Below are 16,252 nucleotides of genomic sequence, written 5' to 3'. Positions count from 1 at the left end.
ATCTTTTGATCTTGTTTTTAAAAAGCAAAGTCAAAAGATCGCAGCCTTCGGCAGCTCCTACACAGACCTGTCTAGACAATCCCATCCGTCGCAACAATTAGATATAAAAGTCTATTTGTCATTTCTTCTGCTGTATCCTCCCCAAGCTTTTTAAAAGCGCGGATCTACCAGATCTATCAACAGACTTTGCGAGGAGCGCGATATGCACGAGATCCCTAATCTCCCCTTCCCAAGCCTGCACGAAACTGAGCAGACGCCCACGCAACAAGCCGGTGCCCAACAGCCCGAGCCAAAAGAAGCCACTGAACGCCGCAAGGCCGACAGCGAAGACTGATTCACCTGCAATGCCAGACCGTGTGGAAAGCGCTAACATGCGCTTTCCACACCGCCTGAACCCTTGAGCCCACCATGACCGACGACTTCACGCCTCCTTTTGATGAAGAGCTGCAGGCCAGCGTCTTGATCGGTACCACCGAGAAGATGATCGATATCTGGAATCGCCTGTCCCCCGAGAAGCGCGCCGCGCTGCTCGCCCGTTTCGGCAGCGAAGAAAACGCCTTGGCCGCCCTGGTCACCACGCACCTGGTCGCTCCCGCCAAACCCTGATTCATCCCCGCCCGGCAAATAGTTTTACTTTTTCCACGACCCGCAGCCGCTTGCGCCGCTATCATAAGCAGCCTATCTATCCTGCTTTCCCGTGGATCTTTACCCATGTCTGAAAACCAGCGCCCCCTGGCGGTCACGCTGCAAGTCGTTTCCATCGTCCTGTTCACCTTTATCGGCTACCTGAATATCGGCATTCCCTTGGCCGTGTTGCCTGGCTACGTCCACAGCGATCTGGGCTTCGGCGCGGTCATCGCCGGCCTGGTGATCAGCGTGCAATACCTGGCCACCCTGCTCAGCCGTCCTTATGCCGGGAAAATCATCGACAACAAGGGCAGCAAACTCGCCGTGATGTACGGCCTCGCCGGCTGCGGTTTGAGCGGTGTGTTCATGCTGATTTCGGCCTGGACCCAGAGCCTGCCAATGTTGAGTTTGATCAGCCTGCTGATCGGCCGTCTGGTGCTCGGCAGCGCGGAAAGCCTGGTGGGTTCCGGTTCGATCGGCTGGGGCATCGGCCGGGTCGGCGCGGCGAATACCGCCAAGGTCATTTCCTGGAACGGCATCGCCAGTTATGGCGCACTGGCGGTCGGCGCACCGCTGGGCGTGCTGCTGGTGAATCAGCTGGGCTTGTGGAGCATGGGCGTGAGCATCGTGTTGCTGGGCGTCCTCGGTCTGGTGCTGGCCTGGCCGAAAACCGCCGCGCCGATTGTGGTCGGTGAACGGTTGCCGTTCATGCATGTGCTGGGGCGCGTGCTGCCACATGGTTGCGGTCTGGCGCTGGGTTCCATCGGTTTCGGCACTATCGCGACTTTCATCACGTTGTATTACGCCACGCAGCATTGGGACAACGCGGTGCTGTGCTTGAGTTTGTTCGGCGCCAGCTTCATCGGTGCGCGGCTGCTGTTTGGCAACCTGATCAACCGCCTCGGCGGCTTTCGCGTGGCGATTGCCTGCCTGTCGGTGGAAACCCTCGGCTTGCTGCTGCTATGGCTGGCGCCGGATGCTCATTGGGCACTGGCCGGCGCGGCGCTGAGCGGGTTCGGTTTCTCACTGGTGTTCCCCGCACTGGGCGTGGAAGCGGTCAACCTGGTGCCGGCCTCAAGTCGTGGCGCGGCAGTCGGGGCTTATTCGTTGTTCATCGATTTGTCGCTGGGGATTACCGGGCCACTCGCGGGTGCGATTGCCGCCGGTTTCGGCTTTGCCTCGATTTTCCTGTTCGCCGCGATTGCCGCGTTGAGCGGTTTGGCACTGAGCGGTTACCTGTACCGGCAGGCGCCGAAGCACCTCAATGAAAAGTACCGGGAAGAACGCCAAGCGCGCTAAAAATCGACCTTGCCACGCCCGGCCTTGATGCTGCCGCGTTTGGTCTTGGATTCGAGCCGACGCTTCTTCGAACCGAGGGTCGGTTTGGTCGGACGACGTTTCTTTTCGACCTTGGTGGCACTGAGGATCAACTCAGTCAGCCGCTCCAGCGCATCCGCGCGATTGGCTTCCTGCGTGCGGTATTGCTGGGCCTTGATGATCAACACCCCTTCGCTGGTGATGCGACTGTCACGCAGCGCCAGCAGCCGCTCCTTGTAGAACTCGGGCAAGGACGAGGCCGGAATGTCAAAACGCAGGTGCACGGCACTGGAGACCTTGTTGACGTTCTGCCCACCGGCGCCCTGGGCACGAATGGCGGTCAACTCGATCTCGGCATCCGGCAGATGCACGTTGTTGGAAATCACCAGCATGGAAAGCGTCCGTATTCAGAGTGCGCAGGATACCGCGAATAAGCTCTCCGGCACGCCGCAGATCAACTGTGGGAGCGAGCTTGCTCGCGATGGGGCCGTGTCAGTCGACATCATCGTTGCGTGACCCACCGCCATCGCGAGCAAGCTCGCTCCCACAGGGGTTTTGTGTGAACCCCATAAATGACAAACCCGGCACATGGCCGGGTTTGTTGTGTCTGTGTTTACGTTATTTCGCTACGGAACCCGCAGCCTGCAACGCATGCCGGTCACGACGCTTGTTCTTGATGCCGTAGCAAATCCACATGAACGCGACCCACACCGGAATCGCATACACCGAGATCTGGATGCCCGGAATCAGCAGCATGACGCCCAAAATGAACACCACGAACGCCAGGCAGATGTAGTTCCCGTACGGGTACCACAGGGCCTTGAACAGTGGCGTCTGTTTGGTCTTGTTCATGTGCTGGCGGAACTTGAAGTGCGAAAAGCTGATCATCGCCCAGTTGATCACCAGGGTGGCAACCACCAGCGACATCAACAGTTCCAGCGCGTTCTGCGGGATCAGGTAGTTCAGCAATACGGCAATCAATGTCACCGCCGCCGAAGCAAGGATCGAACGCACTGGCACGCCACGCTTGTCGATCTTCGACAAGGCTTTCGGCGCATCGCCCTGCTCGGCCATGCCCAGCAGCATGCGGCTGTTGCAGTAGGTGCCGCTGTTGTACACGGACAATGCCGCGGTCAGGACCACGAAGTTGAGGATGTGCGCAGCGGTGTCACTGCCAAGCATCGAGAACACTTGAACGAACGGGCTGCCGCTGTAGGAATCACCCGACGCGTTCAGGGTCGCCAGCAGGCTGTCCCATGGCGTCAGCGAAAGCAGGATAACCAACGCCCCGATGTAGAAAATCAGGATCCGGTAGATCACCTGGTTGATGGCTTTCGGGATCACGGTTTTCGGCTTGTCGGCTTCCGCTGCGGTGAAACCGAGCATTTCCAGGCCGCCGAAGGAGAACATGATGATCGCCATAGCCATCACCAGGCCGCTGACACCATTAGGGAAGAAGCCGCCGTGGACCCACAGGTTGGTCACCGACGCTTGCGGGCCGCCGTCGCCGCTCACCAGCAGGTAGCTACCCAGCGCAATCATGCCGACGATGGCCACGACCTTGATGATCGCGAACCAGAACTCGGCCTCACCAAAGACTTTGACGTTCGCCAGGTTGATCAAGTTGATCAAGACGAAGAAGCCGGCTGCCGAGACCCAGGTCGGGATGTGTGGCGCCCAGTAGTGGATGTATTTACCGACCGCGGTCAGCTCCGACATGCCCACCAGAATGTACAGAATCCAGCAGTTCCAGCCCGACAGGAAGCCGGCGAAACCGCCCCAGTATTTATGGGCGAAGTGGCTGAAGGAACCGGCCACAGGCTCTTCGACGATCATTTCGCCGAGCTGGCGCATGATCATGAAAGCAATGAAGCCGCAGATGGCGTAGCCGAGGATCATCGACGGGCCGGCGGATTTCAGGACGCCGGCCGAGCCGAGGAACAGCCCGGTACCGATCGCGCCACCGAGGGCGATCAGTTGAATATGGCGATTTTTCAGGCCGCGTTTCAGCTCGCCTGAATGCGAGTTTTGTCCACTCATGAAAAGGGTCTCACGCAAGGTTTGATGATGTTCGTTAGACGTTGCTGCTCGGTTGCGATTTCAAGCAGCGCCGATCAAACCCCAGCGAAGGCAAAAGGAGTTCAGCGTTTTTACAACGGTCATGCGTCACCTGTTTGTTTTTATCTGTGACGAAATCGAACCCGACACGCTTGTGGCGCGGCGGAGTGAACAAGGCGGATAGCCTTGAGGTTTGCGCAGATGCGCAGGAGGTCACAGTTAAAACGCGGCGCATTGTACACCTGTAACCCCCTGCTGCCAGACACCACTGGATCAGCGTGTCATTTGCCGGGATTGCCTGTGTCCGCCTCGAGGGTCTCGGGCGGCTGCAAAAATGGAGTCAGACCTTTGCGGGTCATCGACGGGAGCGACGGAAAAACCGCCCCACGGGGAGAGATGGAGATGAGTCACGGCGTACATTGCGCCTCCTTCTTGTTATGCACCTGCACGACAGGCATGGGGCGCATCTCACCCTTCAACCGCGCCTGAAACAAGCGGGCCAGAGCCCTGCGCAAGGGTTAATTGGCTGTTGGGCGGAAGGTTTTCCTTACATCCCTTCCGCAAGCGTCAAACCAAGGGCTTTGAGGCTTGATTTCGTCAGTATTTCTTTACATGCCGTAACGTAAATTTGCCGAATCAGATCTGACTGTAGGCTGACTGCAAATTGACGGTAGGACGTTTCCTTAGGAAAAGGTCGAGTTAGTTTTTTGTTTTTTATTAACAAATTGCCTAATCAAAAACAGAATAAAAAGTTCAAATAAATCTTATTTGATTATTTTTTTGCAATTTAAAAACCTGTGAACTAGGTTTTCAGCGACTTGCCGAGACGCATCAATCAGCAAGTTGGCGAGTTGTTCAATGACTGAAAACGCGCCGCAGCACTTACCGAAAAAGTCATCTAGGAGATTCACAATGCAAGCACTTGAAAAAGACTTGGAAACTGAACTGCAACTGGACGATTGGTTTGCAGCACCGACCCATGAAGCCGCCGTTGAAATGATGCAAGCCGATGCGGTTGTTCCGTTCGGCACAGCGATGTGGCCTCTGTAAGACATCCCGGCAGGCACGATCCGGCCGGTGGTGCCTGCCACTTTTTCTCGGTTTGTCAGGGAGGACTACATGGATAAGCAACGCGCCATTTCGCATTTCTTTTACTACCTCGAACATCATCCTGCCCTTGCCGGCATCAACCCGGCGAAGGTCTTGCTCGGCCACACGGCTGATTACCAGGCACTGACAAACGCCATCGCCGAACAGGCCAGTGACAGCCCACGGTTCAGCTTCAGCGCACTGCGACTGGACCTGGAACCTACGGAATTGCTGGCCCAAGCGATTGCCGACAGTGATCTGTACATTTTCTTCTACGACTCTTCCACCCTGCCCAACCCACGCCCCGACGGCCCGGAATTTGTCCGCGCGCTGCAAGGCGTCATGGCCGAGAACTGGAAGAAGTCGCTGCTGTTCAAGGATTACGGCGATTACTTCTACGACACGTTCAGTGTCACACCGCAGCGCATTGCCGGGCTGAACAGCCACTTGATCCAGCGCATGTCCCATGCCACCACGTTAAGTTTCAAAGATGATCACGGTTCGTGGTTCGAAACACCGTTGAGCAGTATCAAGAAGTGGACCGACATCAACGGCGTCGGCAACTTCGATCTGGCGCCCGGTGAAATTGCCACGCACAGCGAGGCCATTAACGGCCGGGTCAAGTTCATGGGGACTTTTCTCAGCACCATTCCATTTGCCCGCAAATACGGGGTGCTGGAGTCGCCGCTAGAGTTGTGGATCGAGAACTCGACCATCAGCAAAATCGCCACCGAGGTGCCGGGGCTGGAACATGACTTCAACAAGTACCTGGAGGCCAATCCATCCAATCGGCGCATCGAGGAGTTGGGGATTGGCACCAATGAAGGCGTGAAGACGCTGTATGCGCGCAATGCCGGATTTGAGGAGCGCCATTGCGGGCTGCATCTGGGATTGGGGGGTGGCGCGAAGGGTAGCCATCATCTGGACCTGATCTTCTCCAGCGGCGTGTTGGCGCTGGATGATGAGCCGGTGTTTGATGGGCGGTTTGTCTTTTAACCACAAAGCAGGTGGTGCTGCTACTGGCCTCATCGCGAGCAAGCTCGCTCCCACAGTAGATCGCATTTCCATAAGACAACGCGGTCACCTGTGGGAGCGAGCTTGCTCGCGATGAGGCCCGAACAGTCACCACCTTACTTAAAGCCAGACCAAAAAAAACGCCAACCCGAAGGTTGGCGTTTTTCATTTGGCGCTTACCGATTACTCAGGCTTGCGACGACCGAAGCCCGGGCGTTGGCCCGAACCGGCTGGCGCACCGCGGCGCTTGCCCGATGGCGCGTCCTTGTCGACCAGGACAATGCCTGGACGCTTCTTCGCCGGTGCCTTGGTCGGGCGCTTGGTGTCGGAAGGACGGTCTGCCACCGGCGTACCGCGACCCGACTCACCACGAGACTCGCCACGACCGGCTGGAGCACCGCGATCGCTACGACCACCGCTTGGTGCACCACGGCCTTCGCCGCGCTCAGTGCGACCGTTGGCCGGACGTGGCGTGCGTGGACCGCGCTCGCCGTCAGCACGAGGGGCTGCTGGTTTGCGGGCTGGACGCTCGCCTTCGATATGCGGCTCACGGGTATCACGCGGCGTAGCAGCGGTCTGGTTGCCGATCGCTGGACGCAACGAACGCACGCGCTCGGTCTTGCCCATTGGACGCGACGATTTACGCTGCATGCGGTCGAGCTTGTCTTTGCTCTTGGCATTCATCTGCGGCATGGCCACAGGCGTCAGGCCAACTTCAGCACTCAGAATGTCGACTTCGTACTGGCTCATTTCGCGCCAGCGGCCCATCGGCAGGTCGGAGTTGAGGAACACCGGACCGAAGCGCACGCGCTTCAGACGGCTGACCACCAGGCCCTGGGATTCCCACAGACGACGAACTTCGCGGTTGCGACCTTCCATCACCACGCAGTGGTACCAGTGGTTGAAACCTTCGCCACCCGGCGCTTGCTTGATGTCGGTGAACTTGGCCGGGCCGTCTTCGAGGACGACGCCTGCTTTCAGACGCTCGATCATCTCGTCATCGACTTCGCCACGCACACGTACCGCGTATTCACGGTCCATTTCGTAGGAAGGGTGCATCAGGCGGTTGGCCAGCTCACCGTCGGTGGTGAACATCAGCAGGCCGGTGGTGTTGATGTCCAGACGACCGATGTTGATCCAGCGACCTTCTTTCGGGCGCGGCATCTTGTCGAAAACGGTCGGACGGCCTTCCGGATCAAGGCGGGTGCAGATTTCGCCGTCCGGCTTGTTGTACATGATCACGCGGCGTACCGACTCGGCGGCTTCTTCGCGCTTGATCACCTTGCCATCAATGGTGATGGCGTCGTGCATGTCGACGCGCTGCCCGAGGGTGGCGTCTTTGCCATTGACCTTGATGCGGCCGTGGCTGATCCAGGCTTCTACGTCACGGCGCGAGCCGACGCCGATACGGGCGAGGACTTTCTGCAGTTTTTCGCCTGCTGGGCCGATTTCCTGGTCGTCTTTCTGGTCGTTGATACTCATCTGGGCACCTCCCGGTGTGGTCTGTTCAGGCAGCTCTGAAGTGAGGGACCTGAAGAGTTGAAAGCAGGGTCTAGGGCGAAGGGATCGCCGAAGGGTCGCGAATCATACGCTCATGGGAGCGTTCGCGCATCAGAGACTAGCTGATCAATGCAGACTTACCTGTATTTCCGCCGACCGGTGTCGCCGAGTTTGCTCAACCGCGACACTGAACCCATGTGGGAGCAAGCCAGCTCGCTCCCACAGGGGGTTTAGGGTTTCTTCAGCTCGATCTATCGCAAGTTTCTTGCGACATCACTGGCTGACCACAATCTTCCCGATCATCTGCGGATGCAGCGCACAAAAATACTCAAACTCCCCCGGCGTGTTGAACACCCAGGAAAAGCTGTCATTGGTATCCAGCGCCCCCGAACGAAACACCTTGTGGGTTTCCGCCACCGTGTGCGGAACCTGGTCGTCGTTCACCCACGTCACTTTGGTGCCCACGGCCACGTTCAAATCCTTGGGCCCGAACATGAACTCCTTGATATCGATTTTCACCTCCTGAGCCCACGCCGGCATCGACAACATCAGGCAGACAACGGCCAACAGTCGCGTTTTCATCTCCGTTCCTCCGCTAAACCAGTGTCGAATCGATCAGCGCCAGCGGATGCTCGCCCTGCGTCGCTCGCACGTCAGTGACCCCTAGATAATTGCGCAATTGATCAGCCGCCACCGTCATCGGCCCCGGTGCCGGCGCCGTACCCGGTGCAGGTTGTGGATAAGCCGTGCCGCGGGCGGTGTGGAAGGTGATATTGCCTTCAACCTTCTGGATGACCTGATGGATATGCCCATTCAACACCGTCACCGAACCGTACTTGCGCAGCATGGCAATCGCCTGATCGCCATCCTCGGTGCCCCAACCCCACGGCTGATAAATCGTCCACAACGGAATATGGGTAAACACAACGATTGGCGTGCTGCTCGTCACGGCGCGCAAGTCATCGGCCAGCCAGGCCAGTTGATCGGCGCCAAGAGTCGCTTCATGGCCGGCCTGGAAGTTGAAGACATTCACCAGCCCGATGAAATGCACACCGTGGTCATCGAAGCTGTACCAGCCATTGCCTTTGGTGCCTTTGCCATAACGCTCCAGATAGAGTTTGCCGCCGCCCTCGTCGAGGGTGTCGTGCTCGCCCGGCACGTAGTGCACGGTGGACGGAAGGCCCTTGAGCAGTTGCGCGGCAGTATCGAATTCTTCCGGTTTCGACAGGTGGGTGATATCGCCGGTATGCAGGATCAACGACGGCCGTTTCGGCAATGCGATGACCTTGTCGATGGCCACCTGCAAGGTCTTCGACGGTTCCGGGTTGGCCTCCTTATTGAAACCGATGTGCGAATCGCTGATCTGCACAAAGTGAAAGGTGCTGGCCAGCGCTTTAGGGTCGGAGACGTTGCCGGATTCGTCCAGCGCAAAAGCCCGCGGAACGCCGCCGCTCAAGGCCCAGATCACACCGGCTCCGGCCCACGCGGAGCACTTGAGCAGTGTCCGGCGGTCGGGGTTCAGCGGACCGTCGGTGCGTCGTTCGTGTTTTGAATAAATGTCCATCGGTGTGCCCTCGCTAGCGGACTACAGTGATGTAGCTGACACGAGATACAACCTTGCGGGACGAGTGTTTATTCCACGTCGGAAAATTATTTTTTCCCCGGGAATAAAACACAGCGAGTGACGGTTATAGGGGTGGGACGTTACGGGAATCACTATGAAGCGATTTGAGGACTTGTTTGCGCCCCACATGGACGCCGCCTACAACCTCGCGCGCTGGCTCACCGGTAACGACAGCGCCGCGCGCGACGTCGTGCAGGAAAGCGCCCTGCGGGCGTTCAGATTCTTGCACCGTTTCACCGACGGCAATGCCAAGGCCTGGTTTCTGACCATCGTGCGTAACGAAAGCTACACCTGGCTCAAGGCCTCGGCCGGCCACCACTGGGTGGCTATCGGCGATGAACTGCCCGAAGACGATGCCGCGTTGAGTCACGGCCAAACCCCGGAGTTGCTGGCCATTCACACGGAAAACGCGACGATTGTCCAGCAAGCCCTGTGCGCCCTGCCGCCAATATTTCGCGAGGTGATTATTCTGAAGGAGCTCGAAGACATGCCCTACAAGGACATCGCCTTGGTGGCCGACATCCCCATCGGCACCGTCATGTCGAGACTGGCCCGGGCTCGCGCCATGCTCAAGCTCGAACTATTGAAGTTGCATGATCATGAATGAACTCGACTGCACTGCTTGCCAGACGCTGGTTCATGGCTATCTGGACAAGGAACTCGATACGGTGATGGCTGCCCGGGTCGCCGGGCATTTGGCCGTATGTGCCAAATGCGCGCGGTTGCATGATCAGGCGCGGCTACTGAAGGTAAGCGTGAAGCGACATGCGCCGTATTACTCGGCACCGGCGTCGTTGACTGCCAACCTTTTCGCCCCTGTTGCGCCACAAGTCCGTGCAGTGGAACGCTGGCGAAAATGGTTCGCGCCTGTTTTTTCAGCGACAGCGCTGGCCTTGGCAGTGATGCTGTATGTCGTCACACCGGCCAGCGAACAGCCGTTGATGGATGAGGCGGTCTCCAGCCATGTCCGCTCGTTAATGGGTGAACATTTGAACGATGTGGTTTCGTCCGACCGCCATACAGTGAAGCCTTGGTTCACCGGCAAGCTCGACTTCTCGCCGCCGGTATTCGATTACTCGGCGCAGGGCTTTCCATTATTGGGTGGACGGTTGGATTACCTGCAACATCAGACCACGGCGGCCCTGAGTTATGGGCGCGCCAAGCACATTATCAATGTGTTTATCCTGCCCACGCAGGAGGCGGATAAGCCGCGGCAGAGTCAGATGGTCCGCGGCTTTAACGTAGTGTTCTGGCAAGAAAACCACATGCGATTTGTGCTGGTTTCCGATCTGGAGAAAAGTGAGCTGGAGGCGTTCAGCCAGTTGCTCAAGAACGGCGCCTGAAGGCAAGGTTGCGCTGCAACATAGAGTCTCCCACTTTGGGTTCGTGTCAGTCTTCGAACTGGCGGCGTTCGTTTTCGATCGCTTCGGCAAGGGCTTGGGCTTCGGCTTCTTCGTCGGTCAACTCGGGCTTGGGCTTGTGTTGTTCAAGCGCAGCGACAGCAGCCAGGAGTTTCTCACGAGCTTCGGCAACGCCAAGCACATCATCTTCCTGCTCTTCTTCGACTGTGGCTTCGGGCTCGACCTGAAGTTCAACTTCGATTTCAGGCTCGGGCTCGGGCTGATCCAGGATCTCTTCGGTCTCGGTCACCTCGCCATCGCGCAGCAGATCGTCGAAGTCGGTCTTGAGCCCCTCCTCCATGGTGTCCAGTTCCAGCAACAGGGTGTGGAAACTGGTTTCTTCCTTCGGCTCTTCCGGCTCGGCGCTGGCGTCCGCCAACTCCTGCAGTCCGGCAGGCACCGGCGCATCGTCAAAGTCGAGCACCGGATCAGGCTCCAGCTCGCGCAATTCGGCCAGCGGTGGCAAATCGTCGAGGTTTTTCAGATTGAAATGGTCGAGAAACGCCTTGGTGGTCGCAAACATCGCCGGCTTACCCGGCACGTCGCGGTAACCGACGATGCGGATCCACTCGCGCTCCAGCAAGGTTTTGACGATGTGACTGTTGACCGCCACGCCCCGCACGTCTTCGATCTCGCCTCGGGTGATCGGCTGGCGATAGGCGATCAGCGCAATGGTTTCGAGCATGGCGCGGGAATAGCGCTGCGGCCGCTCTTCCCACAAACGTCCTACCCACGGCGAGAACTTTTCGCGGATCTGCAAGCGATACCCAGAGGCCACTTCCTTCAGCTCGAAGGCGCGGCCGTCGCAGGACTTGGCGAGAATCGTCAGGGCTTTCTTGAAGACCGGCGGCTCCGGCCGCTCGCCCTCTTCGAAGAGTTCGAACAGGCGTTCAAGCGATTGCGGTTTTCCCGAGGCCAACAGAAAGGCTTCAAGCAATGGCGCCAGCTCGCGGGGTTCAGTCAGGTTCATGATTCAACTCGTTATTCGGCTCGGGCCCGCACGTGGATCGCTGCGAACGGCTCATTCTGCACCAGCTCGACCAAGGATTCCTTGACCAGTTCGAGAATCGCCATAAAGGTTACCACCACCCCCAGACGTCCTTCTTCAGCGGTGAACAGCTCGGCAAAGGGCACGAAACCGCCGCCCTTGAGGCGCTCCAGCACATCGCTCATGCGTTCGCGCGTGGACAGCGCCTCGCGGCTGACCTGGTGACTTTCGAACATGTCGCCACGGCGCAACACTTCTGCCATGGACAACAGCAGCTCTGACAGACGCACGTCTGGCAACAGCTTGCGTGCTCGGGCTTCCGGGGCGTCGAGCTTGGGGACTACCACGTCACGACCCACACGGCTCAGGCCATCGATGCCTTCGGCTGCGGCCTTGAAGCGTTCGTACTCTTGCAAGCGGCGGATCAGTTCAGCGCGAGGGTCGTCTTCTTCGGCCTCGATCGTTTCGGCACGCGGCAGCAGCATCCGCGATTTGATCTCGGCCAGCATCGCGGCCATGACCAGGTACTCGGCGGCCAGTTCCAGACGCACCGACTGCATCAACTCGACATAGCCCATGTACTGACGGGTAATTTCCGCCACCGGGATGTCGAGGATATTGATGTTCTGTTTGCGGATCAGGTACAGCAGCAGGTCCAGGGGACCTTCGAACGCTTCAAGGAAGACTTCCAACGCGTCCGGCGGAATGTACAGGTCCAGCGGCATTTCCATGACCGCCTGGCCATAGACCATCGCGAAGGGCAGCTCTTGCTGGGCTCCGGCCTGACTGTCGACAACGGGTTCTACTGCAGACATCTACGCCTCGGCCATGAACGGCGTCGGGTCGCCGCAACCGATGCGGATCACTTCCGGCTCGCCGTCGGCGAGGTTGATCACGGTGGACGCCTTGATCCCGCCGAAACCGCCGTCGATGATCAGGTCGACCTGATGCTCGAGCAACTGACGCATTTCGTAAGGATCGGTCATCGGGTCGGTGTCACCGGGCATGATCAGGGTCACGCTCATCAGCGGTTCGCCGAGTTCCTCCAGCAGCGCCAGAGCAATCGGATGGCTCGGCACGCGCAGGCCGATGGTGCGTTTTTTCGGGTGCAACAACAGCCGCGGGACTTCGCGGGTGGCGTTGAGAATGAAGGTGTAAGGCCCCGGCAGGTGAGCTTTAAGCAGGCGGAAGGTGCCGGTATCGATCTTGGCGAACACCCCCAACTGCGACAGGTCGCTGCAAATCAGCGCGAAGTTGTGTTTGTCATCCAGGCCTCGCAACCGGCGCACGCGCTCCACGGCATTCTTGTCGCCGATCTGGCAACCAATGGCGTAGGACGAGTCTGTGGGATAAATCACCACCCCGCCGCTGCGGATGATCTCGACAGCCTGTTTGATCAGGCGCGCTTGCGGGTTTTCCGGATGAATCTGGAAAAATTGACTCACATTCTCTACCTGTTCAGACGGCGGCAATAATTGGGTCATGTTTGAATCGACACCACAGTGGTGGCAGATCCTCCGGGAGCGGGCGGTACTCACCGATCTCGGACCAGCCTCCAGGGCCATGAAAATCACTGCCGGCGCTGACCAGCAGACCGAATTCACGGGCGAGAATCGCCAGGCTGCCCACTTGCTCGGCGGGCTGATGGCCATTGACCACTTCGATAGCGTGGCCCCCTGCTTGAATATAGTCGGCAATCAGCCGGCGACGTTTGCTGCGAGTGAAATCGTAGTGCCATGGATGCGCCAGGCTGACCCAGGCCTTGGCGGCGCGCAGGGTTTCGACGGTGTCTTCCAGGGTCGGCCAGTGTTGCTTGACGTCCCCCAGCTTGCCGGCACCCAGCCATTTGCGGAACGCTTCGGCGCGATCCTTGACGAAACCTTCACGCACCATCCAGTCGGCGAAATGCGGGCGAGCCGGCGCGTTGCCGCTGTCGCCCAGTTCCTGCTGGATGGCCCGAGCCCCTTCGAGCGCACCCGGCATGCCTTTCAATGCCAGTTTTCGGCTTATTTCTTCGGACCGTAGCCAGCGGCCATCGTGCAATTTTGCGATGGCCTCGACCAACGGCGCGGCATTGACATCAAATCCGTAGCCCAAAACGTGAATGGTTGCGCCGCCCCAGGTGCAGGACAATTCGACGCCATTGACCAATTGCATCCCCAGCGCGGTCGCCGTACTGCGAGCCTCGTCGAGGCCCTCGAGGGTGTCGTGATCGGTCAAGGCCAGGACTCGCACGCCTTTCTCGAACGCACGCGCAACCAGTACTGCAGGCGCGAGAGCGCCATCGGAGGCCGTGCTATGGCAGTGCAAATCAACATTCACAGGACTTTTTTACCTCAAATCAGCTGGCGCTATCGCGCGCCCATATGTTTGTTATTATGCCGCCACATCCTGCTTCTGGCTGCCACTGTGAAACAATTCATCGATTTCATCCCGCTTCTGCTGTTCTTCATCGTCTTCAAACTCGATCCACGGGTCGTCGACATTGCCGGTCATGAGTTGACTGTAGGCGGTATTTACAGCGCCACCGCCATGCTGATCATCAGCTCCCTGGTGGTTTACGGCACGCTGTTCATCAAGCAGCGCAAGCTCGAGAAGAGCCAGTGGCTGACCCTCATCGCCTGCCTGGTCTTCGGCAGCCTGACCCTGGCGTTCCACAGCGAAACCTTCCTGAAATGGAAAGCCCCGGTGGTGAACTGGCTGTTCGCCCTGGCGTTCATTGGCAGCCACTTTGTCGGTGAGCAACTGCTGATCAAACGCATCATGGGCCACGCGCTGACCCTGCCGGAGCCGGTCTGGACCCGTCTGAACATCGCCTGGATCGGGTTTTTCCTGTTTTGCGGTGCCGCCAACCTGTTCGTCGCGTTCACCTTTCAGGACTACTGGGTCGACTTCAAAGTCTTCGGCAGCCTGGGCATGACGCTGCTGTTCCTGGTCGCCCAGGGCATTTACTTGTCCCGCCACCTGCACGACGCCGATACCACAACGCCAAAAACCGAGGACTGACATGCTTTACGCAATCATTGCCACAGACGTCACCAACTCCCTGGAAGCCCGCCTGGCCGCACGGCCTGCACACCTTGAGCGCCTGCAAGTGCTCAAAGGTGAAGGGCGCATCGTTTTGGCCGGTCCACACCCGGCGGTCGACAGCAATGATCCGGGCGCGGCGGGTTTCACCGGCAGCCTGATCGTCGCCGAATTCGATTCCCTGAGCGCCGCCCAGGCTTGGGCCGACGCCGATCCGTATGTCGCCGCAGGCGTCTACGCCAACGTTTCGGTCAAGCCGTTCAAGCAAGTCCTGCCGTAATATCCCTCCAGCGCGATGAACCTTATCGGTTCATCGCGCTCTCAACGCTCATTATTCTCGTTTACCGGCCGACAACCTGCCCAATACTCGTATTGGAATCAGGAGTGGCGATGCGCAAAGGTCCGTTGTGTCTGATGTTGGTGACGTTGTCGATTGTGGCCCCTGCTCATGGTGAAGAAAGCGCCGAGGGCGGTAATTCCACACCGCTGTCCCTGAGCGCCGGCAGCCAGATCACCGAGTTGCAACAGCGCTTGAAGGTAAGCGAACAGCAACGAGAAGTACTGAGCAAACAACTGCAGAATACCGATGCCGAACGCGAAAGCGCTCAGTTGAGCCGGTTGCGCCAAGAGAATCAGCGCCTCAAGCTGCAGCTCAAGGAAGCCCAGGCCAGCAGCCCGCTGCCGCGTCTATTGACCGATCAGCAACAGTGGTTCGTCATTGGCGCCGCAGTAGCGCTATTGGCGCTGCTCTGCGGTATCTTCGCCAGTGGTGCCACCAGAAAACGTAGGCAATGGCTAAATTGAGTGAGTCATGAGCGAGCTGTTATTAATTGATGATGACCAGGAGCTGTGTGAGCTCCTGAGCAGTTGGCTGAGCCAGGAAGGCTTCCAGGTCCGCGCCTGCCACGATGGTCAGAGCGCCCGTCGCGCACTGGCCGAAACATCGCCGGCAGCCGTGGTACTGGACGTGATGCTGCCGGACGGCAGCGGCCTGGAACTGCTCAAGCAATTGCGCAGCGATCACCCGGACTTGCCGGTGCTGATGCTCTCGGCCCGCGGCGAGCCGCTGGACCGCATCCTCGGTTTGGAACTCGGCGCCGACGATTACCTGGCCAAACCGTGCGACCCACGGGAACTGACAGCCCGCCTGCGCGCCGTGTTGCGCCGCAGTCATCCGGCAGCAGTCTCCAGTCAGCTGGAACTGGGCGACCTGTGTTTCAGTCCGGTGCGCGGCGTGGTCAGCATCGATGAACAGGAATTCACCCTCACCGTTTCCGAAAGCCGTTTGCTCGAAGCCCTGCTCAAGCAGCCCGGCGAGCCGCTGGACAAACAGGAACTGGCGCAAATCGCCCTCGGCCGCAAGCTGACGCTGTACGACCGCAGCCTCGACATGCACGTCAGCAACTTGCGCAAAAAGATCGGCCCGCACCCCGACGGCCGCCCACGCATCGTGGCCCTGCGCAGCCGCGGCTACTACTACAGCCTGTAAGTTTTGTCAGGTCGGCGAGAACTCGTCTTTACCCAAGCTTTACGCTCCGCTGACCGCCGCTGACCTTGATCTCCGTAATCTGTACTCATCCGGAACGTACCGGGAACGAGACAAGGAGA

At 58.8% G+C, this 16,252-nt stretch carries 20 protein-coding genes; 11 read left to right on the top strand and 9 right to left on the bottom strand.

Annotated features, from left to right (window positions below):
• Nucleotides 1-202 precede the first annotated feature (202 nt).
• The 3 genes from ACYZTZ_RS04865 to ACYZTZ_RS04855 all read left to right on the top strand — a co-directional run bounded on the left by ACYZTZ_RS04865 (nt 203) and on the right by ACYZTZ_RS04855 (nt 1,926).
• Nucleotides 203-334 carry a hypothetical protein gene (locus tag ACYZTZ_RS04865; protein ID WP_008156098.1) on the top strand — a complete coding sequence of 44 codons (132 nt, stop codon included), beginning with the start codon at nt 203-205 and terminating at the stop codon, nt 332-334.
• A 74-nt stretch (nt 335-408) separates the two neighbouring features.
• Complete coding sequence (locus tag ACYZTZ_RS04860; protein WP_046046420.1) at nt 409-606, top strand: hypothetical protein; 198 nt, start codon at nt 409-411, stop codon at nt 604-606.
• Nucleotides 607-711: 105 nt separating this feature from the next.
• Nucleotides 712-1,926, top strand: coding sequence for an MFS transporter (locus ACYZTZ_RS04855; protein ID WP_461997397.1), 1,215 nt, complete (start codon nt 712-714; stop codon nt 1,924-1,926).
• Here the strand turns inward: ACYZTZ_RS04855 and arfB are convergent.
• Nucleotides 1,923-2,336 (bottom strand): alternative ribosome rescue aminoacyl-tRNA hydrolase ArfB, encoded by a 414-nt coding sequence (gene arfB / locus ACYZTZ_RS04850; RefSeq protein ID WP_008010994.1) that lies wholly within the window; start codon nt 2,334-2,336, stop codon nt 1,923-1,925. The genes ACYZTZ_RS04855 and arfB overlap by 4 nt on opposite strands.
• Before the next feature lie 226 nt (nt 2,337-2,562).
• Complete coding sequence (locus ACYZTZ_RS04845; RefSeq protein ID WP_461997396.1) at nt 2,563-3,984, bottom strand: amino acid permease; 1,422 nt, start codon at nt 3,982-3,984, stop codon at nt 2,563-2,565.
• Between the two features lie 930 nt (nt 3,985-4,914).
• On the opposite strand from ACYZTZ_RS04845, the gene ACYZTZ_RS04840 reads away from it, so the two are divergent.
• A complete protein-coding gene (locus tag ACYZTZ_RS04840) occupies nt 4,915-5,052 on the top strand; it encodes a hypothetical protein (RefSeq protein ID WP_046046423.1) in 138 nt (45 codons plus the stop codon).
• A 69-nt stretch (nt 5,053-5,121) separates the two neighbouring features.
• A complete protein-coding gene (locus ACYZTZ_RS04835; RefSeq protein WP_461997395.1) occupies nt 5,122-6,087 on the top strand; it encodes a M29 family metallopeptidase in 966 nt (321 codons plus the stop codon).
• A 201-nt stretch (nt 6,088-6,288) separates the two neighbouring features.
• Here ACYZTZ_RS04835 and rluB read toward each other — a convergent pair whose 3' ends face one another.
• The 3 genes from rluB to ACYZTZ_RS04820 form a co-directional block, all read right to left on the bottom strand.
• Nucleotides 6,289-7,587, bottom strand: coding sequence for a 23S rRNA pseudouridine(2605) synthase RluB (gene rluB, locus ACYZTZ_RS04830; protein ID WP_461997394.1), 1,299 nt, complete (start codon nt 7,585-7,587; stop codon nt 6,289-6,291).
• Between the two features lie 291 nt (nt 7,588-7,878).
• Complete coding sequence (locus ACYZTZ_RS04825; RefSeq protein WP_046046425.1) at nt 7,879-8,187, bottom strand: cupredoxin domain-containing protein; 309 nt, start codon at nt 8,185-8,187, stop codon at nt 7,879-7,881.
• A 13-nt stretch (nt 8,188-8,200) separates the two neighbouring features.
• The gene (locus tag ACYZTZ_RS04820; RefSeq protein ID WP_461997393.1) at nt 8,201-9,169 is read right to left on the bottom strand and encodes a metallophosphoesterase family protein; all 969 of its coding nucleotides are present in this window, start codon (nt 9,167-9,169) and stop codon (nt 8,201-8,203) included.
• Nucleotides 9,170-9,323: 154 nt separating this feature from the next.
• On the opposite strand from ACYZTZ_RS04820, the gene ACYZTZ_RS04815 reads away from it, so the two are divergent.
• Nucleotides 9,324-9,836: a sigma-70 family RNA polymerase sigma factor gene (locus ACYZTZ_RS04815; protein WP_046046427.1), complete on the top strand. Its 513-nt coding sequence runs from the start codon at nt 9,324-9,326 to the stop codon at nt 9,834-9,836.
• Entirely contained in the window at nt 9,829-10,572 is a 744-nt protein-coding gene (locus ACYZTZ_RS04810) for an anti-sigma factor family protein (protein WP_461997392.1), read from the top strand. The genes ACYZTZ_RS04815 and ACYZTZ_RS04810 overlap by 8 nt, the downstream gene beginning before the upstream one ends.
• Nucleotides 10,573-10,618: 46 nt before the next feature.
• Here ACYZTZ_RS04810 and scpB read toward each other — a convergent pair whose 3' ends face one another.
• The 4 genes from scpB to ACYZTZ_RS04790 all read right to left on the bottom strand — a co-directional run bounded on the left by scpB (nt 10,619) and on the right by ACYZTZ_RS04790 (nt 13,939).
• Nucleotides 10,619-11,599: an SMC-Scp complex subunit ScpB gene (gene scpB / locus ACYZTZ_RS04805; protein ID WP_461997391.1), complete on the bottom strand. Its 981-nt coding sequence runs from the start codon at nt 11,597-11,599 to the stop codon at nt 10,619-10,621.
• 11 nt (nt 11,600-11,610) lie between these two features.
• Nucleotides 11,611-12,309 (bottom strand): segregation and condensation protein A, encoded by a 699-nt coding sequence (locus tag ACYZTZ_RS04800; protein WP_176471533.1) that lies wholly within the window; start codon nt 12,307-12,309, stop codon nt 11,611-11,613.
• Nucleotides 12,310-12,432: 123 nt separating this feature from the next.
• Complete coding sequence (locus tag ACYZTZ_RS04795; RefSeq protein ID WP_461997390.1) at nt 12,433-13,062, bottom strand: L-threonylcarbamoyladenylate synthase; 630 nt, start codon at nt 13,060-13,062, stop codon at nt 12,433-12,435.
• Between the two features lie 13 nt (nt 13,063-13,075).
• The gene (locus ACYZTZ_RS04790; RefSeq protein ID WP_046046431.1) at nt 13,076-13,939 is read right to left on the bottom strand and encodes a PHP domain-containing protein; all 864 of its coding nucleotides are present in this window, start codon (nt 13,937-13,939) and stop codon (nt 13,076-13,078) included.
• Between the two features lie 87 nt (nt 13,940-14,026).
• Here ACYZTZ_RS04790 and ACYZTZ_RS04785 point away from each other — a divergent pair, with 87 nt between their 5' ends.
• From ACYZTZ_RS04785 to ACYZTZ_RS04770, 4 genes are all read left to right on the top strand, one after another.
• The gene (locus ACYZTZ_RS04785; protein ID WP_150655060.1) at nt 14,027-14,623 is read left to right on the top strand and encodes a septation protein A; all 597 of its coding nucleotides are present in this window, start codon (nt 14,027-14,029) and stop codon (nt 14,621-14,623) included.
• A 1-nt stretch (nt 14,624) separates the two neighbouring features.
• Complete coding sequence (locus tag ACYZTZ_RS04780; RefSeq protein WP_461997389.1) at nt 14,625-14,924, top strand: YciI family protein; 300 nt, start codon at nt 14,625-14,627, stop codon at nt 14,922-14,924.
• A 110-nt stretch (nt 14,925-15,034) separates the two neighbouring features.
• The gene (locus ACYZTZ_RS04775) at nt 15,035-15,448 is read left to right on the top strand and encodes a translation initiation factor 2 (protein ID WP_223433546.1); all 414 of its coding nucleotides are present in this window, start codon (nt 15,035-15,037) and stop codon (nt 15,446-15,448) included.
• A 7-nt stretch (nt 15,449-15,455) separates the two neighbouring features.
• Nucleotides 15,456-16,133, top strand: coding sequence for a response regulator transcription factor (locus ACYZTZ_RS04770; protein ID WP_027922300.1), 678 nt, complete (start codon nt 15,456-15,458; stop codon nt 16,131-16,133).
• Nucleotides 16,134-16,252: the final 119 nt, after the last annotated feature.

The organism is Pseudomonas sp. LB3P58 (assembly GCF_054897895.1).
This window is presented reverse-complemented; position numbering and strand designations above follow the sequence as displayed.